This window comes from Aquitalea magnusonii, assembly GCF_002217795.2.
Lineage (GTDB): Bacteria > Pseudomonadota > Gammaproteobacteria > Burkholderiales > Chromobacteriaceae > Aquitalea > Aquitalea magnusonii_B.
Window position 1 is genome coordinate 1,476,710 of sequence record NZ_AP018823.1, and the last position, 20,301, is coordinate 1,497,010.

Sequence of the window (20,301 nt, forward strand, 5' to 3'; positions counted from 1 at the left end):
GCGGCCAGAACCGAATGATGCAAGGAATAGAAGATGAGTCTGACTCTTACCCGTTTGTCCCCGGCGCTGGGCGCGATTGTCGAAGGTGTGGATCTGGCGCAGCCGCTGACTGACAGCTTGCAGCAGGAGATACAGCAGGCGCTGCTGCAACATCAGGTGCTGTTCTTCCGTAATCAGGACATCAGCCCGCGCCAGCAGCGCGACTTTGCCGCCCGGTTTGGTGATCTGCACACCCACCCCATCTACCCGCAACACCCGGATGCGCCACAGGTGATGATTCTGGACACCGACGCTTTCGACCTGAAGGACAATGCCATCTGGCACACCGATGTCACCTTCATCGAAACCCCGCCGGCCGCTGCGGTGCTGGCGGCGCGCTTGCTGCCGGAGTTCGGCGGTGACACGCTGTGGGCCAGCAGCTTTGCCGCCTGGGATGCGCTGTCCGACCGGCTGAAAACCTTGCTGGAAGGGCTGACTGCCACCCATGACTTCACCAAGACTTTCCCGCTCAAGCGCTTTGGCCTGACCCCGGCCGACCGGGAAAAATGGGAACAGACCCGGCGCGACAATCCGCCGCTGAGCCATCCGGTGGTGCGCACCCATCCGGTGAGCGGGCGCAAGGGCTTGTTCGTCAATGGCGGTTTCACCACTGAAATCAACGAGTTGCCGGAAGAAGAGGGCGCGGCCTTGCTGGCCTTCCTGCTCGCCCATCAGGCGCGGCCGGAATTCACCATCCGCTGGCGCTGGCAGGCTGGCGATGTGGCGTTCTGGGATAACCGCTCCACCAGTCATTATGCGGTGGACGATTACCGCCCCAACCGTCGCATCATGCACCGGGCGACGATTCTGGGTGACAAACCCTTCTGAACGACAGAATGTGAGTCAGCCAAACAAAAAACTACCCTGCGGGGTGGCTTGAGATTATTGACAACCCCTCTCGCTTTCTGGATAGAAAGCGAGGCTCCCTTGCAGGGCAAGGGCGGGGGGATTGGGAATAGATGGGAAGGCTGCGGAATCTAAGAGTTAGTCGAAAGGCCCGGCTTTGCCGGGTCCAGTACAAGCGCACCAAATAACTTTGTCAGCAGCCTGGAGCCACCCCTTGGGGTGGCTTTTGCATGGTGCGTCGCGCAAGACTTATTCGACAAAGCGCATCTTGAACAGACGGCCCTTGATCTTGCTCACAGCCAGCTGCTCGAAGGCTTGCTGGGCGATGTCGCGCTGCAGGGCGACAAAGCTGGCACCTTCCAGCACATTGATCTTGCCTACATGGCTGCCGGCAATGCCGCCGTCACCAGTCAGCGCGCCCAGAATGTCGCCGGGGCGCAGCTTGTCACGTTTGCCACCGGCAATTTCCAGCGTCACCATGGCCGGAATCAACTGGCCGCCCGGTGCCGGGGTCAGCTCGTCCACGTCGGCCCAGGTGAGCGGGGCTTTCTGGTAATCCTCGATCTGCACCAGACGGCGGGCATCGTTGTCGCAGGTCAGCGTCATGGCCAGGCCATGCAACTCGCCGCGGCCGGTGCGGCCAATGCGGTGGATGTGTACTTCCGGGTCGTGGCTCACGTCCACGTTGATCACCAGGTCCAGTTCCTTGATGTCCAGCCCGCGAGCGGCCACATCGGTGGCCACCAGCACCGTGGTACTCTTGTTGGCAAAGCGCAGCAGAATCTGGTCGCGGTCGCGCTGTTCCAGATCGCCATACAGTGCCAGCGCGGAGAAACCACGGGCCTGCAAATCTTTCACCAGCTCCTTGCAGCGTTCCTTGGTATTGCAGAAGGCCAGCGCGGAAGCAGGGCGCACATGCTGCAGGATGCGGGTGACGGTTTCCAGCCGGGTTTCCGGCTTCACCTTGTAGAACCATTGTTCGATATGGTCGCCGCTGTGCAGCGCTTGTACTTTCACTTCCACCGGCTGGCGCAGGAACTGCGCGCTGGCCTTACGGATGGTGTCCGGATAGGTGGCGGAGAACAGCAGGGTCTGACGCTGGCGCGGGCAGGCGCGCACGATGCCGACGATTTCCTCGATGAAGCCCATGTCAATCATGCGGTCGGCCTCGTCCAGCACCAGCATTTTCACATTGGACAGGTCCAGCGACTGGCGGAACAGGTGGTCTTGCAGCCGGCCCGGCGTACCCACCACGATGTGCGCGCCATGCTCCAGCGAGCCGCGCTGTGGTCCCATCGGCGAGCCGCCGGTCAGGGTCACTACCTTGATATTGTCGATGCTGCGTGCCAGGCGGCGGATTTCCTGCGCCACCTGGTCGGCCAGCTCGCGCGTGGGGCACAGTACCAGGCCCTGCACGGCAAACCAGCGCGGATTGATGCCGGCCAGCATGCCCAGCCCGAAAGCGGCAGTCTTGCCGCTGCCGGTCTTGGCCTGGGCGATCAGGTCGCGTCCTTCCAGAATCACCGGCAGGCTTTCAGCCTGGATGGGGGTCATGCTGTGGTAACCCAGGCTGTCCAGGTTGGAAAGCAGGGCGTCAGGCAGCGCGGTGAGGGTAGAAAAGGCGATTTTTTTCACGGACTTGGCGGTATCACGACAGAAACGGGTGGGCAGTGTAACAGTTGGCGGCGCATTGTCCAAACCCGCTATTGGCAGCGCCGGGCAATCGGCCTGCATTGTGTGGTTTTGCGGGTGGCGCAGGCACGAAAAACGCCAGTGCGTGCCGGCGCACTGGCGTGGTGGCTCAATCCGCGCCGGGACTTATACCTTGAAGCGCGCCACCGAGTCGTTCAGACCGCCGGCCAGTCCTTCCAGCGCTTCGGCGGAATGTACCGTGTGCTGGATGGCAGCGTCGTTGGTGCTGGCCAGCTCGGCAATGCTGTCGATATTGCCGGTTACCCGCTGGCTGGCTTCGCGCTGCTGTTCGGTCACTTGCACGATTTGTTGCAGGCCGTTGCGCACCGCAACCGCCGAGTCATTGGCCGCATCCAGCACGCTGGCTACCTGTGCGGCTGACTGATTGCTGGCCTCCAGCGAACTGAGGCTGGCCGCCACCGCCTGGCGCACGGCCTCGGTCTTGTGGTTCAGCGCGCCGGTGACGCTATCAATCTCGCGGGCGGACAGGGCTGATTTTTCTGCCAGCTTGCGCACTTCGTCCGCCACCACGGCAAAGCCACGTCCGGCTTCGCCGGCGCGGGCGGCCTCGATGGCGGCGTTAAGCGCCAGCAGATTGGTCTGCTCGGCAATGTCACGCACCTGCTGGGTCATGCTGGTGATTGAATGGGTGGATTGCATCAGCTCGGTTTCCGCCTCTGACATCATCTCGACGGCTTGCTGGATCTGGCCCACCTCCTGCTGCAACTGGGCCAGGTTCTGCCGTCCCTGCTGCGAACGCTGCAGGCTTTCGTCCGACTGTGCCAGCACCTGTTCGGCATGACGGGCGATATCGCCGATATGTTCTGCCAGTTGCTCCACCGCCTGGGCGGCCTGCTGCGACTGGCTGTTCTGCGCGCGCGAACCATCGGCCACCCGTTCTGCGCCCTGGCGCAACTGGGCGGAGGAGGTGGCCACGCTATGTGCGGCGGTGCCTACCTGGCGGACCAGATCGGCAATCGAGCCCAGCATCTGGTTGAACAGCGTGGCGGTCTGGCCGATTTCATCCTGGTGTTTCACCTCCAGCCTGCGGGTGAGGTCGCCTTCTCCCTTGGCCAGTTCGGCCAGGCCAGCGGCCATGGCTTGCAGCGGGCGGGTGACAAAGCGGCGGATGAACAGGAATACCACGGCCATCAGCGGCAGTGAAGCAACAATGGCAAACAGGATGCTCTGGTTGCGGAACTGCGCCACCGAGGCATAGGGTTTTTCCAGCGAGATGCGCATGCTGACCGCGCCTAGCGGCGTGCCTTCGCTCACCTGATGGCAGCTCATGCAATTTTTGCCCAGATAATTGCTGGCGGCGCGCGCCGGGTACACCACATGCAGGTGTTCGCCCAGTTGCGGGCTGGATTCAATGGCCACAAAAGGCTGGCCGGTGGAGAGGGCGCTCTTTTCCGCTTCGTCGGCGGCATGTGCCTTGTCGCCGGCATTGCCGGGGCCAAACTGCTTGCTGACCGCCTCGCCGCGAATCACGCGCAATTCACGCACGGCGGACAGTTCCTTGATCTGGTCCAGGAATACATCACGCTGGGCTACCGTGCCGGTCATCATCATGCCGGTGAGGCCGGCCAGCGTCATTTCATTCATGCTGCTGGCCAGATCCTTGGCCTGCGAAACGGCAATGTCGCGGCTGACCGTGGTTTCCCAGGCAATCAGTCCACTCCATGCCACCACCAGACAGCACCAGATGGCGCTGGTTAATCTCAGCCAGATTGGCCATTCGGAAAATTTTTTCATTATATGTACGGGAGCCCCGCCTCCTTTGGTTTTGTTCTCTGTTGTTATGTTGCAGCGTCGTTATTGTTACATGGCAATGTGATGCGCTGCTGACAGCGCGCAGCCTAGCGCAAGGCAAAGTATCAATGCTTGGCTTATATCAAGAATTTTACCTCCCGAGCCAGCCAATCATCATCGTACTTGGGCGATGACTGGATTTCTGCAACAATCCGCCCTCCGTCCGGCAGTGGCTATTTGGCGCTGCCTGCTTTATGTGTTTTGCCGCTGGCCTGCGAGCCAGGAATCAGGAGTTGTCATGTCCACATCTGCGTCCCCGTTTCATGTAGCCATTGTTGGTGGCGGCCCCGCCGGGCTGATGGCAGCCGAAGTATTGTCTGCTGCCGGGCTGGGGGTGACAGTGTATGACGCCATGCCCTCGGTGGGGCGCAAATTCCTGCTGGCAGGGGTGGGCGGGATGAACATCACCCATTCCGAACCGCATGCCGCCTTTGTGGCGCGCTACCGCGAACGTGAGGCGGAAATCACGGCCTGGCTGGCGGATTTCGATGCCGACCGCTTGCGTGACTGGGTACACGGGCTGGGGGTGGAGACTTTTGTCGGCAGCTCCGGCAAGGTATTCCCGCGTGAAATGAAGGCCGCGCCCTTGCTGCGCGCCTGGCTGACGCGCTTGCGCGAGGCCGGGGTGCAATTCAGGGTACGCCACCGCTGGCTGGGCTGGACGGATCAAGGCGCGCTGCGCTTTGCCACGCCGCAAGGTGAGCTGGAAACCAGTCATGATGCCGTGCTGCTGGCCTTGGGCGGGGGAAGCTGGAAAAAGCTGGGCTCGGATGGCAGTTGGTTGCCGCTACTGGCCGAGCGCGGTGTGGCCGTGCGTGCGCTGTTGCCAGCCAATTGCGGCTTTGATTGCCACTGGAGCGCGCATTTTGCCGACAAGTTTGCCGGCCAGCCGCTCAAGTCGGTGGCGTTGGAGTTTACCGATCTGGCCGGTCATACCGTACGCAAGACCGGCGAGTGCGTGGTCAGCAGCTATGGGGTGGAGGGCAATCTGGTGTACGCCTTCAGCGCGCCCATCCGCGACAGCCTGCTGGCCAATGGCAGTGCCACGGTGTATCTGGATTTGCTGCCGCAAAAGAGCGCCGAGCAGGTGGCGGCAGAAGTGATGCACCCGCGGGGTTCGCGTTCGCTGTCCAGCCATCTGCAAAGCCGCCTGAACCTGAAGGGGGTGAGGGCGGGGCTGCTGCGCGAGTGTCTGAGCAAGGAGGCATTCAACGACATGGCCAGCCTGGCAGCCGGCATCAAGCGCTTGCCGCTGACCATGCATGCCACCCGGCCCATCGACGAAGCCATCAGCACCGCCGGCGGGGTGTGTTTTGAGGCGCTTGCACCTGGCCTGATGTTGCAGGCCATGCCCGGCGTGTTCTGCGCCGGCGAGATGCTGGACTGGGAAGCCCCCACCGGTGGCTACCTGCTGACTGCTTGTCTGGCCAGTGGCCGTGCCGCCGCGCAAGGCATGCTTAACTGGCTGGGCCACCGTGACAAGTGGTGATTTTGCCCGCGGGCAGAAATCAGATAGTGCATTTTTAATGCAAGCATCTATGCTGCAGATACAGGCCCCGTGTGTGGATGTCCACCGGGGTCGCCAGTGCCGGCCGGCACTGGCCAGGTACATCATTTCCCACCCATGATGTCGGAGATCAGCGCCATGAAACTTGATGATTTCAACCAGGTGGCCGACCTGATCGGTCTGAAAAAACGTTCGCGTGAAGCCGTGTGGCTGATGGAAGTAGAAGGCATGACCGGCTACTTTGCTGCCCAGCAAATGGATATCAGTGAGTCCACTGTCTCCCGCGCCCACACCCGCTTCCGGCTGGCCCTGCGCAAGCTCAATGCCTTGTCCAGCCATCTTCCTTTGTAATTTCTCCTGTGTTGTTGACTTGTGGCCCGGCCTCCATGCCGGGCTTTTTCTATGGTGCGTGGCAAATGCCGCCAGCCTGCTCGCGCAGCCAGGACAGTAAATCCTGCAAGCCCGGATGCTCGGCATAACTCTCCGGGTAGACCAGCCAGTAACCGGAACCGGTATGCAACTGGCTGTCGAATGGGCAGACCAGCCGGCCTTGTTCCAGCTCGTCCTGCAGCAAGGCCATGTCACCGATCGCCACACCCAGCCCGCTGGCAGCCGCCGTCCACGCCAGGTGGTGCAAGTCCACCACTTGATGCTTGTAGGCGGCAAGCGTGTGTATGCCCTGGGTATCCAGCCAGGCAATCCATTCCTCGTAGTCGCGGGTGGTGTGAAACAGGGTGTGGCCAGCCAGTGCATCCAGCGACTGCAGCTTGGCCAGCATGCTCGGCGCGCACACCGGGCTGAGCAGTTCGGGCAGCAGCAGCTCGGCCTGCATGTCCGGCCATTGACCATGACCGAACAGGATGTAGACCTGGTTGATGTCCGGGTCCAGTTCGGCTGGTTCGTACACCATGCTGTCAATGCGTAGCTGGGTAAGCGGGTGCTGCTGGTAGAAGCTGCCCAGCCGCGGCATCAGCCAGCGTACGGCAAAGCTTACATACACCTGCAGGCTGAGAATGTCGCTGCGGGTTTTGATTTGCCGCTCCACTTCCTTCAGCTTTTGCACCACTTCGCGCGCTACCGGCAGCAGGGTCTGGCCGGCCGGTGTCGGGCGGATCTGCCGGTGCTGCCGCTGCAACAGCGGGGTGGCATAGTGCTGTTCCAGCAGGCTGATCTGCTTGCTGATGGCGCCCTGGGTCAGAAACAGGCGCTGCGCCGCGGCGGTGAAGCTGCCGGTCTCCATCACGGTGACAAAGGCGCGCAAGGCACTGAGTGAGGGCAGGTGGTGGGTTTCAGTCATGACAGATTGGAATGGTTCAATGCCAATTATTCGTTCGTGAAAACTAGGCGATTTCCGTATGTTTGGCAACAAACAACACAAGATGACGGAGCGCACATGCATCACGATTTTGATTCCCAACGGCAATACACCCTGCAACATGACCGTCGTCTGTCTGCTGCGGATGGACAGTTGCAGATGGAGGGGGTGGGGCTGGCCGCGTTGGCCGCACAATTCGGCGCGCCACTGTTCGTGTATTCCGCGCCGGAAATCCGCCGCAATGTCGACGAAATCAAGCAGGCCTTTGCCAGCCATGCCAATACCCGCATCTGCTACGCCTCCAAGGCTTGCTCCTTGCTGGCGGTATTGCAGGTGGTGCGTGAGTCCGGCATCAGCATCGAAGCCAATTCGGCCAATGAAATCCGCCGCTGTCTGGCCGCAGGTTTTGCCGGCAACCAGATTGTCTACAACGGCGTGGTGAAGCGGGATGAAGAACTGGAGTTTGCCATCGGCCAGCAGCTGCATGCCATCAATGTGGATAGCGAGCACGAATTGCTGGCCATCGACCGCATCAGCCGTCAGCTGCAAATCCCGGTACGCATTTGCCTGCGGGTGGAGCCCAACGTCAAGGCTGCCACCCATGAGGGCCTGATGACGGCATTCCGCGCCAAGTCCGGGGTGGATCTGGCCGACGCCGAAGGCATTTGCCGTCAGGCACTGGACATGCCCTATGTAAAGCTGTGCGGCCTGCACATGCATGTGGGTGACCAGGTGCCGGATGCCGAGCCGTTTGGCGCGGCCACCCGTGTGCTGGTGGATTGTGCCCGCCAGCTGGAAACCGCACTGGGTGTGCGCTTTGACATGATCAACGTCGGCGGCGGCATTCCGGCACCGTACCGCTACGCCACCGACCGTGGCCTGGGCGGGCCGGACAATATGCAGCCGCAAATCGGCGCCAATGAATTTGCCGCTGCCGTCATCCGCGAAGTACACGCCTGGCGTGAGGATATCGAAATCTGCATCGAGCCGGGCCGCAAGGTAGTGAGCAGTGCCGGGGTATTGCTTACCCGCATGGTGACCGCCAAGCGCAAAACCTTGTTGCGCGAGGATGGCAGCGTGGAAGGCCAGGTGCAGTGGTGCATGCTGGATGCCGGCTTCAATGCCATTCCGGATTACAAGGACTGGTACTTCTATGTCTACAACGCCAGCCGCATGGCGGACAGCCACTGCCAGCCGGTCAAGCTGGGCGGCCCCTTGTGCGACGGTGGCGATTACTTCCGCCATGGCCCGCTGGGCGAGCAGTTTCTGCTGCCACCGGCCAGTGCGCCGGGTGATGTGCTGGCCTTCCTGGATGTGGGTGCCTACCAGCTGGAAAACCAGACCGTCTACAACGCCCAGCCGCGTTCCGCTGCGGTGTTGATTGACGGGCCGGGCCAGTACCGCCTGATCCGCCGTCAGGAACGCTTCGACGACATGTTGTTGCTGGAGCGTGATCTGTCCTGATTGTCAGAACTGTCTTGCCGTACCGCCACGCCCCTTGACGGGCGTGGCGTGATAACACCAAGCCGTCCCTTGTCCTGCGTTTGTCTACTCACCCAGTCCGGAGGAATGAAGATGAAGCTGCAATCCTGGTGTGCCGTGTTGTTGTCTGCTGTCGTCCTGCAAGCGGGAGCGACGGATCTGAACAATCTGCGTATCGGCATGGATGCCACCTATCCGCCGTTCGAATCGTTGAACCTGGCCGGGCAGATTGTCGGGTTCGAGGCCGACCTGGCTGCTGCCTTGTGCAAGGAAATGAAAGCACATTGCAGCCTGATCAATCAGGACTGGGATGGCATCATTCCGGGGCTGATGGCCAAAAAATACGACGTGATCATGTCGTCGATGACCATTACCGCCGAGCGGGCCAAGGTGGTCAGCTTCACCGAGCGCTATTTCCGTACGCCGCAGCGGCTGATTGCCGCCAAGGGCAGTCCGCTCAGGTTCACGGTGGAGGGCATGAAAGGCAAGCGGGTAGGCGTGCAGCGCGGCACTACGGCCGACATGTACCTGAGCAAGTTCTGGGGGCCGCGCGGCATGGATGTGGTGCGCTATGAGGATCAGGACAAGGCCTATGCCGACCTGGTGAATGGCCGGCTGGATGCCAGCTTCCAGGACGAGCTGCAAGTGGAAGCGGGTTTTCTCAAGAGCGAACCGGGCAAGGGTTTTGCCTTTGTCGGCCCGTCCATCAATGGTGACAACGCCGCTGAGCGCGAGGTGCTGGGCTCCGGTGCCGGCATGGCGGTGCGCAAGGAGGACAAGGCCTTGCTGGACAAGCTGAACAAGGCCATCAGCGCCGTGCGCGCCAATGGCACGTTCAAGAAGCTGAGCGTGCAGTACTTCGGCCGCGATATTTACTGACACGGCTGGTGTTCCCGCAGTCGGGTGACGGACTGCGGGGATTGAAGCGGCTGGCAAGCGCGTGGCGTCCTGCGGGCCAGACGCGCCGGCGCAGACAGTACGCGAAAATACGATGCCGTTACCGGGTTTTTGTCAGCTGCTCTGCTGCTGGTCTTGCTGCAAGTCCGGGCGGATCAGCGTGTAGTCGTTATTGCTCGGCAGGCCGTTTTTCTGCCAGTCGACCAGCGTGGCCATGATGGCATCCCGCGTCTGGTTGCTGATGTCCGGCAGGCTGCCGCCAAATGCCTTCTTGGCTTCGTCAAAGCCCTGCTGCACGGCAGCGCGAATGGTGTCTATCTTGCCGGGGTCGTTGCCTATGCCGAGCCGGGCAAAGTCCAGAATGCGCCGCGCGGTGTTCTTGATGCCCAGATCACCATCTTCCGACACCGCCTGGGTGGCTTCTGCCTTGGTCTGCGGGTCAACCGTCAGCTTCTGTTCGCCACTGACCACCTTGTTCCATTGCAGGCCCTGCTGCTGGACCAGATTGCCCAGCAGCTTGAGGAAATCCGACACCTGCTGGTTGGACTTGGCCAGCAAGGCAGGTACATCCACCGGCGTACTGCTGCCCGTGGTCGGTTTGCCATAGGTGAGGGCACTGTTGTCCTCACTGTTTTGCCCCAGCGTGACCACTTCGTCCACGGTGAGGGTGCTGCTGCTGATGCTATTGCCGGTTTTGCTGTCGGTAATGGTGCTGCTGCTGTAGCTGGCATTCAGCAACAGGCTGCTGTTGACGCTGTTGACGGTCATGGGAGGCTCCTGCTGAAAACGGAGAAGGACGCCAGCCTGTGCATGGCGCCGGGTCTGCGTGCCGTATGGCCTGCGGCAGATGTCTGTATATCGGCAGGATGGAAGTAAAATTGAGTAAAAACAAGATAATGCGCTGTCCCGCAGCCAGGTGTGGAACAGCGCAGGGCGTGCTGCGGTGCGATCAGGCTTTCAGTTGGGCGGCCCAGGCGTGCAATGCTTCCAGTTGCTGTACCACCAGGCCTTGCAGGCGCTCGTCAGTGAGGTTGCCCTCGGCATCAAAACCGCCGGCAAAGGCATTGGCAAACACTTCCGGCTTGTTCAGCGGGTGCAGGTCCAGATACACACAGCTTTGGCGCAGGTGGTACTGCGCGCGCGAAGTACCCATGCCGCCGCCAGCGCCCACAATGGCCACGGCCTTGCCTGCCAGCAGTTTGTTGTCCGGCTCGCGCGAAGCCCAGTCCAGCGCGTTTTTCAGTGCCGGGGCCATGGAGTAGTTATATTCCGGGCAGCCCAGCAGCAAGGCGTCGGCTTTTGCCAGTTGTGCCAGCAGTTGTTGCACGGCGGCCGGTTTTTCAGTGATGTCGGCGTTGTAGAACGGGACCTGACTGATGTCGGCAATGTCGATCTGGATGCCGGCTGGCGCATGTGCCTTGGCGTAGCGCAGCAGACCCATATTGGTGGAGGCACGGCGCAGGCTGCCGCAAATGGCCAGAACGTTCAGTGTGCTCATCTTGGTTCCTTGTTATGAGGAAGTGGGGCTGAATGAAGAACCCGTCTGCATTCTAGATAGCAGTGGTCCTGCTTTCCAGTGCTTGTGGTCAGTCAGCGGCAGTGCAGGCAAATGCAGATCGGCGTTTCGCATTCACTGGCAGTCCGGCTTATAATGTGCGGCTGTCCGCATTCAAGGTTTTACATCGTGTCCGAACGCTTTGCCGTATGGCTGCAATATCTTCTGCCCAAGCAGGCTTTAACCATTCTGGCCGGCAAGCTGGCAAGTGCCGAAGCCGGCAGCCTGACCACGGCGGTCATCCGCTGGTTTGTCGGACGCTATCAGGTGAACATGGCCGAAGCGGCCAATCCGGATATCAGCAGCTACCCCAGCTTCAACCAGTTTTTTACCCGCCCGCTGCGTGCCGATGCCAGGCCCTTGGCCGACAGCGCGCTGATCTGCCCGGTAGATGGTGCCATCAGTCAGTTTGGGGCGATCCGTGCCGATCAGATCTTCCAGGCCAAGGGGCATGATTATTCCACTACCGCACTGGTGGGCGGCGATGCCGACATGGCGGCACGCTATCAGGACGGCCAGTTCGCCACCATTTATCTGAGCCCGCGTGATTACCACCGCATCCACATGCCTTGCGATGGGCGTCTGCTCAGCATGACTTATGTGCCCGGTGCGCTGTTTTCGGTGAACCCGGCTACGGCGCGTGGTGTACCCGGTCTGTTTGCCCGTAACGAGCGGGTGGTGTGTGAGTTCGAAGGCCCGCATGGCCGTTTTGTGCTGACGCTGGTGGGGGCCACCATTGTAGGCAGCATGGGCACGGTCTGGCATGGCATTGTCAATCCGCCGCGTCCGGGCCGGATTCAACGCTGGGATTATCAGGACCAGCAGATCATGCTGCGCAAGGGCGAGGAAATGGGCCGCTTCCAACTGGGTTCTACCGTGGTGCTGTTGTTCCCCGCGGCAGCGGGTTTGCAGTTTAATGCGGCTTGGCAGCCGGCTGGCCCGGTCAGACTGGGCGAATGCATGGCCGATCTGGTCTGAGGTGAAAACCGCCGTTGGCGGTTTTTTTTATATCCGCCGCGAATGCATGTGCGCCATCTGCGCGCGTGTTGAACTATGCTAATGTCACTGTGGCTCTGGGTTTGATTGGCGGGCCAGCGTGCTCCTCTCCGGTGGTTGATGTGGTCGGGGAGGCTTTCTTTGTGCGGTGATTCGACCCCTCTCATGAATACAGACCTGTCAGGACCTTCTGCCGTGCTGCCGTTGGCCACGCCGGATGCGCTGTTGCGGCCTGCCATCATGACGCCTTGGCAGCTATGGCACATGATTTCGCGGCGTGAGCGCTGCATCCTGTTTGGTGGCTGGCTGTTCAGCCTGTTGTTGTCACTCGGGCTGGGCGTGTTGTCGGTGGCGGATAACTGGTCCGGCATGCCGCTGCAGTTTGGCGGCGTGACGGTCTACATCACCGTGTATCCGGCCTTGCTGATCAGTCTGTGGTGGAGTTTGTGCCTGGGTTGGTGGTGGGGTGCTGTGCAGGGCTATCTGACTACGCTGGCGCTGGCCCTGTATGCCGGCATGGTCTGGCAGTGGGCAGCCCTGTTTGCCTTTGCCGACCCGCTGGGCGTGGCGGTGATGGTGCTGGGTTTCCGGGCATTGCCCATGTTACGCGGGCTGCGCAGCATGGATTCGGTGCTGCACTTTGTCCAGCTATCATTTGTTGGCAGCATTTTCAGCTCCAGCGGCGCACTGATCTGGACTTATTGCAATAATCAGCCATTTAGCGAACTGCTGCCCATCTGGCAAGGCTGGTGGCTGGGTTTTTTCCTGCAGAACCTGTTTCTGGTGGGGCCGGTTCTGTCGCAAAGCTGGCCGGCAACCGACCGCTGGCTCAGCCGCCATCTTGCATTACAGCCTGCCGGTGAGGCCGAGTCGCGCCATTTGATCGTACTGCTGCTGGTTTTGGTCAGCGTGGGGGCGCTGGTATACGGCTATTTGTCGCTCAGCCTGGGTAGCAGTCTGCTGTTGGGGCAATTACAACATGGTCTGCCGCCGCAAATCCACCATGCCGCCATGGTGATGACCCAGACCGGCTGGGTGTTTTTCTGGGTGTTTGCCCTGCTGGTATTGTTCAACGCTTTTTTTGCCTATCGGTTGTTTCTGCATTGGCAGGGGCGTAACCAGCAATTGCTGGATGCGCTGCAGCAGAGCAATGCCCACCTGGCGCAACTGGTGCGGCTGGATGGGCTGACCGGTCTGCTCAATCGCCGTTCCGGTGACGAGGTATTGCAGCAGGAATGGTTGCGCAGTCAGCGCTCAGGGCAGCAGGCGGTGCTGATCATGCTGGATATCGACCATTTCAAGCAGGTGAATGATGAATACGGCCACGATGTGGGCGATCAGGTGATTGTGCAGGTGGCCATGCTGTTGCAGGAGCACCTGCGCCTGCACGACACCGCCATCCGCTACGGTGGCGAAGAATTCCTGCTGGTGCTGCCGGATTCCACGCTGGAAAATGCCACGCTGCTGGCCGAAACCCTGCGCCAGCAAATGGCGGCCCGTCTGGTGCATGCCAGTCAGGCCGACATCATGGTGACCCTGAGCCTGGGGGTGGCAAGTGCCTCACTGTTGATGGCCGACAAGGCCGCCTGGCTGAAACAGGCTGACATGGCGCTGTATCAGGCCAAGCGTGCCGGGCGCAATCGGGTGGTGGTGGCTGGCTGAGGCTGGCCATTAGCCGATGAAAAATGGCCACCCAAGGGTGGCCATTGTTGTTGGCGGACTGCTGCGCTCAGAAGCTGTCGCCGGGAATACGCACCCAGCCTTCCATCAGCACGCGGGCGCTGCGGCTCATGATGGCCTTGCTGACCTGCCATTGGCCATCCACCAGCTTTGCTTCCGCGCCAACGCGCAGGGTGCCGGACGGGTGGCCAAAGCGCACCGACTGACGTTCGCCACCACCGGCGGCCAGGTTTACCAGCGTGCCAGGAATGGCGGCAGCCGTGCCGATGGCCACCGCAGCGGTGCCCATCATCGCATGGTGCAGCTTGCCCATGGACATGGCGCGCACGCGCAGGTCGATGTCTGCCGCGGTGATTTCCTTGCCGCTGGAGGCGATGTAGGCCGCAGGCGGAGCGACAAAGGCAATCTTGGGCGTGTGCTGGCGGGTGGCCGCTTCGGTGATGTCCTTGATCAGCCCCATGCGTACCGCGCCGTGTGCGCGGATGGTTTCAAAGCGGGCCAGTGCCGTCGCATCGCCATTGATGGCCTCCTGCAGTTCGCTACCGCTGTAACCCAGTTCTGCTGCGTTAAGGAAGATGGTGGGGATGCCGGCGTTGATCATGGTGGCCTGGAAACTGCCCACGCCCGGAACATCCAGCGTGTTCACCACATTGCCGGTGGGGAACATCGCGCCGCCGCCGCCATCGCCTTCGCCCTCGTCGGCCGGGTCGAGGAATTCCAGTTGTACCTCGGCCGCCGGGAAGGTAACGCCGTCCAGCTCGAAATCGCCGGTCTCCTGTACTTCACCGTTGGTGATGGGCACATGGGCGATGATGGTCTTGCTGATATTGGCCTGCCAGATGCGCACCGTGGCCACGCCATTGGCCGGGATGCGGCTGGCGTCCACCAGCCCGCTCATGATGGCAAAGGAGCCGACGGCGGCGGACAGGTTGCCGCAGTTGCCGCTCCAGTCGACAAACGCCTTGTCGATGGCCACCTGGCCAAACAGGTAGTCCACATCGTGATCGGGCCGGCTGCTCTTGGCCAGGATCACCGTCTTGCTGGTGCTGGAGGTGGCACCGCCCATGCCGTCGATCTGCTTGCCGTAGGGGTCGGGGCTGCCGATCACCCGCATCAGGATGGCATCACGCACTGGGCCGGGCTGCTGGGCGGCGGCAGGCAGGTCTTGCAGGCGGAAAAACACCCCCTTGCTGGTGCCGCCACGGATATAGGTGGCAGGAATGCGGATTTGTGGAGCATGGGCCATGCAGTCTCTCCTGTCATGCTGTGGGCAAGGCCGTCAACAGGCATTGCCGGAATAGGGTGGCAAGCAGCAGGGCGGCTGCGAAACGGATTTCGCGCCGCCCTGCGGTTGGGGGCTGCTCTGGGTCCGGCCTGCCGGCAGGGACATACCCGCAGGCCGGGAGCAGCAAAACTCAAGCGGTGGTGGACTCCAGGAAGTCCTGGGCGAAGCGTTGCAGCACGCCGCCAGCCTGATACACCCGCACTTCGGCGGCGGTATCCAGACGGCAGGTGACCGGCACTTCCAGCGTCTCGCCATTGCGACGGTGAATCACCAGCGTCAGCGTGCAGCGCGGCGAGATGTCGCCCTTGACGTCGTAGCTTTCGGTACCGTCAATGGCCAGGGTTTTGCGGTTGGTGCCGGCCTTGAATTCCAGCGGCAATACGCCCATGCCCACCAGGTTGGTGCGGTGGATGCGTTCGAAGCCTTCGGCCACGATGGCTTCCACCCCGGCCAGCCGCACGCCCTTGGCTGCCCAGTCACGCGAGCTGCCCTGGCCGTAGTCGGCACCGGCAATGATGATCAGCGGCTGTTTGCGCGCCATATAGGTTTCGATGGCCTCCCACATGCGGGTGACCTTGCCTTCCGGCTCGATGCGCGCCAGCGAACCCTTCTTCACCGCGCCATCCACCACGGCCATTTCGTTCACCAGTTGCGGATTGGCAAAGGTGGCGCGCTGGGCGGTGAGGTGGTCGCCACGGTGGGTGGCGTAGGAGTTGAAGTCCTCTTCCGGCAAGCCCATCTTGGCCAGGTATTCACCGGCAGCCGAGCTGGGCAGGATGGCGTTGGACGGCGACAGGTGGTCGGTGGTGATGTTGTCCGGCAGCACCGCCAGCGGCAGCATGCCCTTGAGCGTGCGCTCGCCAGCCAGCGCGCCTTCCCAGTAGGGCGGACGACGGATGTAGGTGGACATCGGACGCCAGTCGTACAGCGGGCTCTTGGCTTCTTCCACCTGACCCAGGTCGAACATCGGGATGTACACCTGCTTGAACTGTTCCGGCTTCACGCAGCGTGCCACGATGGCGTCGATCTCATCATCGGACGGCCACAGGTCCTGCAGGCGGATTTCCTTGCCATCCACCACGCCCAGCACGTCTTTTTCGATATCAAAGCGCACGGTACCTGCAATGGCGTAAGCCACAACCAGCGGCGGCGAGGCGAGGAAGGCCTGCTTGGCATACGGGTGGATACGGCCATCGAAGTTGCGGTTGCCCGACAGTACGGCGGCGGTGTACAGGTCGCGGTCTATGATTTCCTGCTGGATTTTCGGGTCCAGTGCGCCGGACATGCCGTTACAGGTGGTGCAGGCATAGGCGACGATGCCAAAGCCCAGCTTTTCCAGTTCCGGCAGCAGTCCGGCCTCTTCCAGATACAGCCTGGCCACCTTGGAGCCCGGAGCAAACGAGGACTTCACCCACGGCTTGCGCAGCAGGCCCAGTTCGTTGGCTTTCTTGGCCAGCAGGCCGGCGGCCACTACATTGCGCGGGTTGCTGGTGTTGGTGCAGCTGGTGATGGCGGCAATGATGACCGCGCCATCCGGCAGCAGGCCTTCGGCTTCTTCGGCACGGGCCTTGTCCAGGTCAACCGCAATGCCGCGCTCGGCCAGTGCCGAGGTGGGCAGACGCTTGTGCGGGTTGGACGGGCCAGCCATATTGCGCACCACGCTGGACAGGTCGAATTCCAGCACACGCTCGTATTGCGCGCTTTCCAGGCTGTCGGCCCACAGGCCGCTGACCTTGGCATAGTTTTCCACCAGCGCCACTTGCTCGGCTTCGCGGCCGGTCAGCTTGAGGTAGTCGATGGTTTGCTGGTCGATGTAGAACATGGCCGCGGTGGCGCCATATTCCGGACACATATTGGAAATGGTGGCACGGTCGCCGATGGACAGGCTGGCAGCGCCATCACCAAAGAATTCCACGTAAGCGCCCACCACACGTTCCTTGCGCAGGAACTCGGTGAGGGCCAGCACGATGTCGGTGGCGGTAATGCCGGGCTGGCGCTGGCCGGTGAGCTTGACGCCCACGATGTCCGGCAGGCGCATCATGGACGGGTGGCCCAGCATCACGGTTTCCGCTTCCAGGCCACCCACGCCGATGGCAATCACGCCCAGCGCATCCACGTGCGGGGTGTGGCTGTCGGTGCCGACACAGGTGTCGGGGAAGGCCACGCCGTCACGCACCTGAATCACCGGCGACATTTTTTCCAGATTGATCTGGTGCATGATGCCGTTGCCGGCAGGAATCACGTCCACGTTCTTGAAGGCAGTCTTGGTCCACTCGATGAAGTGGAAGCGGTCTTCATTGCGACGGTCTTCAATGGCGCGGTTTTTTTCGAAAGCCTGCGGGTCGAAACCACCACATTCCACGGCCAGCGAGTGGTCGACAATCAACTGTGTCGGCACCACCGGGTTGACCAGCGAGGGGTCGCCACCCTTGTCGGCAATGGCGTCGCGCAGACCGGCCAGATCCACCAGTGCGGTCTGGCCCAGAATGTCGTGGCACACCACGCGCGCCGGATACCAGGGGAAATCCAGGTCGCGCTTGCGTTCGATCAGTTGCTTGAGCGCGTCGGTCAGCAGTTCCGGTTCGCAGCGGCGCACCAGTTGCTCGGCCAGTACGCGCGAGGTATAGGGCAGGGTGGCATAGGCGCCGGGCGCAATGGCGTCAACGGCGGCGCGGGTGTCGTAGTAGTCCAGCTGGCTGCCGGGCAATCGGGTGCGGTAGTTTTTGTTCATGGCGTCGCTAAAACTCTCAGGGTGGAAGCAAAGCGGGGAGCTATCCTTGCGGCTTAGCTCCCCTGACCATCAGCGTTGTGCCAGCGGCACGAAGGCCTGATCGTCCGGGCCGGTGTAGTTGGCCGACGGGCGGATGATCTTGCCGTCAATGCGTTGCTCGATCACGTGTGCGCTCCAGCCGCTGGTACGGGCAATCACGAACAGCGGGGTGAACATGGCAGTCGGTACGCCCATCATGTGGTAGGACACAGCGGAGAACCAGTCCAGATTGGGGAACATCTTCTTGATGTCCCACATCACGCTTTCCAGACGCTCGGCAATGTCGAACATCTTGCTGTCGCCGGCTGCGGCGGACAGGTTGCGCGCCACTTCCTTGATCACCTTGTTGCGCGGGTCGGAGATGGTGTACACCGGGTGGCCAAAACCAATCACCACTTCCTTGCGTTCCACGCGGGCCTTGATGTCAGCCTCGGCTTCATCCGGATTGTCGTAACGCTTCTGGATTTCAAACGCCACTTCATTGGCACCGCCGTGCTTGGGGCCGCGCAGCGCGCCAATGGCACCGGTAATGCTGGAGTACATGTCCGAACCGGTACCGGCAATCACGCGGCTGGTAAAGGTGGAGGCGTTGAATTCGTGCTCGGCGTACAGGATCAGCGAGGTATGCATCGCCTTCACCCACAGCTCGGACGGCTTTTCACCGTGCAGCAGGTGCAGGAAATGGCCGCCGATGGAGTCGTCGTCGGTTTCCACCTCGATGCGCTTGCCGTTGTGGCTGAAGTGGTACCAGTACAGCAGCATGGAGCCGAAGGAAGCCATCAGGCGGTCGGCGATGTCACGCGCACCGGCGCTATTGTGGTCGTCTTTTTCCGGCAGGGTGCAGCCCAGGGCGGACACGCCGCTGCGCATCACGTCCATCGGGTGGGCGGAGGCGGGCAGGGCTTCCAGCACGCTCTTCACCACTTGCGGCAGGCCGCGCAGGGCTTTCAGCTTTTGCTTGTAGCCTGTCAGCTCGGCCTTGTTCGGCAGCTTGCCGTGCACCAGCAGGTAGGCGACTTCTTCAAATTCGCACTGATCGGCGATATCCAGAATGTCATAGCCGCGATAGCTCAGGTCGTTGCCGGTACGGCCAACCGTACACAGGGCGGTATTGCCGGCGGCCACGCCGGACAGGGCGACCGATTTCTTCGGCTTGCCAGTCAGAACCACTTCAGTCATGCCATTTCTCCTTGGACAATTTCTCTGCTGTTACTGTTGTGCGCATGGTCAGGCTGCGCGGGGCTGCCTGACTGATTGGTTTTGCTGCCAGTCTTGCTGGTGGCAGACAGTTATTTGTTTTGCCTTCGGCGGACCGTTACTTGTTTTTGCCTTCGGCGGACCGTTACTTGTTTTTGCCTTCGGCAAAGAGCCCATCCAGCTTTTGCTCGTAGCTGTGGTAGCCCAGGTGTTCGTACAGATCCATGCGGGTCTGCATCAGGTCCAGCACATTTTTCTGGGTGCCGTCGCGACGCAGCGCGCCGTACACATTCAGTGCGGCCTGGCTCATGGCACGGAAGGCGGACAGCGGGTACAGCACCAGCGACACACCGTTTTCGCCCAGCTCCTGCGTGGTGTAGAGCGGGGTGGAGCCAAACTCGGTGATGTTGGCCAGCACCGGCACGCCCACGGCTTCGGCAAACTGCTTGTACATGGCCAGATCGGTCATGGCTTCCGGGAAAATCATGTCGGCACCGGCTTCCACGCAGGCCACGGCGCGTTCGATGGCGGAATCCAGTCCTTCCACGGCCAGCGCATCGGTGCGGGCCATGATGACGAAGCTGTCATCCTTGCGCGCATCGGTGGCGGCCTTGATGCGGTCTACCATTTCTTCCTGGCTGACAATCGCCTTGTTCGGGCGATGGCCGCAGCGCTTTTGCTGTACCTGGTCTTCGATATGCACGGCAGCAGCACCGGCTTTTTCCAGGCTGCGGATGGCGCGGGCGATATTGAAAGCACCACCCCAGCCGGTATCGATATCCACCAGCAGCGGCAGTTCGGTCACGTCGGTAATGCGGCGCACATCAATCAGCACGTCTTCCAGGGTGGTGATGCCCAAGTCAGGAATGCCGCAGGAGCAAGCGGCAACACCGCCACCGGACAGATAAAGGGACTTGAAGCCTGAGTGTTCGGCCAAACGTGCTGCATAGGCATTGACTGCGCCTACAACCTGCAGCGGCTTTTCTTGTTCAACGGCGCGGCGGAAGCGTTGACCGGGTGTGCTCATGGCAAGGTCCTTATATTGAGTGCGGGTGATGTTGCGGTCATTCTAGCAAGTGCTTGGTTGGAGTGCAAATGCGCTATCGCACTGCAAGCAGGAGGAAAGTTTCAGCTTTTGCTGAAGGTCTGCTATGTTTCCGGGCAACAAAGCTCGGGGGAACTCATTGCACGTGCCACGGTCTAGTGCTGTGTCCGCACAGCCGTACAT

General features: G+C 61.5%; 16 protein-coding genes. 7 read left to right on the forward strand and 9 right to left on the reverse strand.

Annotated features, from left to right (window positions below; translation table 11 throughout):
- Positions 1 to 33: 33 nt before the first annotated feature.
- Positions 34 to 867: a taurine dioxygenase gene (tauD, locus tag DLM_RS07190; RefSeq protein ID WP_062787079.1), complete on the forward strand. Its 834-nt coding sequence runs from the start codon at positions 34 to 36 to the stop codon at positions 865 to 867.
- A 267-nt stretch (positions 868 to 1,134) separates the two neighbouring features.
- Here tauD and dbpA read toward each other — a convergent pair whose 3' ends face one another.
- On the reverse strand, positions 1,135 to 2,520 hold the full coding sequence (gene dbpA, locus DLM_RS07195) for an ATP-dependent RNA helicase DbpA (protein ID WP_089084869.1): 1,386 nt from the start codon (positions 2,518 to 2,520) through the stop codon (positions 1,135 to 1,137).
- 183 nt (positions 2,521 to 2,703) lie between these two features.
- Positions 2,704 to 4,332: a methyl-accepting chemotaxis protein gene (locus tag DLM_RS07200; RefSeq protein ID WP_089084820.1), complete on the reverse strand. Its 1,629-nt coding sequence runs from the start codon at positions 4,330 to 4,332 to the stop codon at positions 2,704 to 2,706.
- A gap of 295 nt (positions 4,333 to 4,627) precedes the next feature.
- On the opposite strand from DLM_RS07200, the gene DLM_RS07205 reads away from it, so the two are divergent.
- Both DLM_RS07205 and DLM_RS07210 read left to right on the forward strand, forming a co-directional pair.
- Positions 4,628 to 5,878, forward strand: coding sequence for a TIGR03862 family flavoprotein (locus tag DLM_RS07205; RefSeq protein WP_089084821.1), 1,251 nt, complete (start codon positions 4,628 to 4,630; stop codon positions 5,876 to 5,878).
- A 156-nt stretch (positions 5,879 to 6,034) separates the two neighbouring features.
- Positions 6,035 to 6,247 carry a sigma factor-like helix-turn-helix DNA-binding protein gene (locus DLM_RS07210; RefSeq protein ID WP_089084870.1) on the forward strand — a complete coding sequence of 71 codons (213 nt, stop codon included), beginning with the start codon at positions 6,035 to 6,037 and terminating at the stop codon, positions 6,245 to 6,247.
- 49 nt (positions 6,248 to 6,296) lie between these two features.
- On the opposite strand, the gene DLM_RS07215 is transcribed toward DLM_RS07210, so the two are convergent.
- The gene (locus DLM_RS07215) at positions 6,297 to 7,193 is read right to left on the reverse strand and encodes a LysR substrate-binding domain-containing protein (RefSeq protein WP_167467054.1); all 897 of its coding nucleotides are present in this window, start codon (positions 7,191 to 7,193) and stop codon (positions 6,297 to 6,299) included.
- A gap of 96 nt (positions 7,194 to 7,289) precedes the next feature.
- Between DLM_RS07215 and lysA the strand changes: the two genes are divergently transcribed.
- A complete protein-coding gene (gene lysA, locus DLM_RS07220; protein ID WP_089084823.1) occupies positions 7,290 to 8,675 on the forward strand; it encodes a diaminopimelate decarboxylase in 1,386 nt (461 codons plus the stop codon).
- A 111-nt stretch (positions 8,676 to 8,786) separates the two neighbouring features.
- A complete protein-coding gene (locus DLM_RS07225) occupies positions 8,787 to 9,572 on the forward strand; it encodes an ABC transporter substrate-binding protein (RefSeq protein ID WP_089084824.1) in 786 nt (261 codons plus the stop codon).
- A 132-nt stretch (positions 9,573 to 9,704) separates the two neighbouring features.
- Here DLM_RS07225 and DLM_RS07230 read toward each other — a convergent pair whose 3' ends face one another.
- Complete coding sequence (locus DLM_RS07230) at positions 9,705 to 10,358, reverse strand: hypothetical protein (protein WP_089084825.1); 654 nt, start codon at positions 10,356 to 10,358, stop codon at positions 9,705 to 9,707.
- Between the two features lie 181 nt (positions 10,359 to 10,539).
- Positions 10,540 to 11,088 carry an NADPH-dependent FMN reductase gene (locus tag DLM_RS07235; protein WP_089084826.1) on the reverse strand — a complete coding sequence of 183 codons (549 nt, stop codon included), beginning with the start codon at positions 11,086 to 11,088 and terminating at the stop codon, positions 10,540 to 10,542.
- A gap of 186 nt (positions 11,089 to 11,274) precedes the next feature.
- Here DLM_RS07235 and asd point away from each other — a divergent pair, with 186 nt between their 5' ends.
- Positions 11,275 to 12,123, forward strand: coding sequence for an archaetidylserine decarboxylase (asd, locus tag DLM_RS07240; protein ID WP_089084827.1), 849 nt, complete (start codon positions 11,275 to 11,277; stop codon positions 12,121 to 12,123).
- A gap of 183 nt (positions 12,124 to 12,306) precedes the next feature.
- Positions 12,307 to 13,803, forward strand: a complete 1,497-nt coding sequence (locus tag DLM_RS07245) for a GGDEF domain-containing protein (RefSeq protein WP_167467055.1) — start codon at positions 12,307 to 12,309, stop codon at positions 13,801 to 13,803.
- A gap of 67 nt (positions 13,804 to 13,870) precedes the next feature.
- Here DLM_RS07245 and prpF read toward each other — a convergent pair whose 3' ends face one another.
- The 4 genes from prpF to prpB form a co-directional block, all read right to left on the reverse strand.
- Positions 13,871 to 15,067 (reverse strand): 2-methylaconitate cis-trans isomerase PrpF, encoded by a 1,197-nt coding sequence (gene prpF / locus DLM_RS07250; RefSeq protein WP_089084829.1) that lies wholly within the window; start codon positions 15,065 to 15,067, stop codon positions 13,871 to 13,873.
- Between the two features lie 169 nt (positions 15,068 to 15,236).
- Positions 15,237 to 17,837 (reverse strand): Fe/S-dependent 2-methylisocitrate dehydratase AcnD, encoded by a 2,601-nt coding sequence (acnD, locus tag DLM_RS07255; RefSeq protein WP_089084830.1) that lies wholly within the window; start codon positions 17,835 to 17,837, stop codon positions 15,237 to 15,239.
- Between the two features lie 69 nt (positions 17,838 to 17,906).
- Positions 17,907 to 19,055: a bifunctional 2-methylcitrate synthase/citrate synthase gene (gene prpC / locus DLM_RS07260; RefSeq protein ID WP_089084831.1), complete on the reverse strand. Its 1,149-nt coding sequence runs from the start codon at positions 19,053 to 19,055 to the stop codon at positions 17,907 to 17,909.
- A gap of 163 nt (positions 19,056 to 19,218) precedes the next feature.
- Positions 19,219 to 20,100: a methylisocitrate lyase gene (prpB, locus tag DLM_RS07265; protein ID WP_089084832.1), complete on the reverse strand. Its 882-nt coding sequence runs from the start codon at positions 20,098 to 20,100 to the stop codon at positions 19,219 to 19,221.
- Positions 20,101 to 20,301 lie beyond the last annotated feature (201 nt).